The organism is Duganella violaceipulchra, assembly GCF_019166075.1.
GTDB lineage: Bacteria > Pseudomonadota > Gammaproteobacteria > Burkholderiales > Burkholderiaceae_D > Rugamonas > Rugamonas violaceipulchra.
The window spans coordinates 1-222 of sequence record NZ_JAHTGR010000263.1 but is presented as its reverse complement, the minus strand read 5'-3'; the positions used below and the strand labels follow the sequence as shown (position 1 = coordinate 222).

The window sequence follows — 222 nt, the reverse complement described above, 5'->3', positions numbered from 1 at the left end:
CGCTGTACGATGGACAACTGCTACTGAAGGCGGGCGCTCTGCAGGACGCCATCTTCAACAGCGCCAATTTTTCCAGTATCGCCACTGACGCCCAAGGCGTGATCCAGATTTTCAATGTCGGCGCCGAGCGCATGCTGGGCTACAAGGCTTCGGACGTGATGAACAAGATCACGCCCGCCGATATTTCCGATCCGCTGGAGGTGATCGCACGCGCCCATACGC

1 protein-coding gene is annotated in these 222 nt (G+C 58.6%); it reads left to right on the top strand.

What is annotated here, in order from left to right; all coding sequences use genetic code 11:
• Positions 1–2: 2 nt before the first annotated feature.
• Positions 3–222 (top strand): PAS domain-containing protein (locus tag KVP70_RS33980; RefSeq protein ID WP_217946822.1); only part of this gene is annotated, 220 nt, incomplete at its 3' end.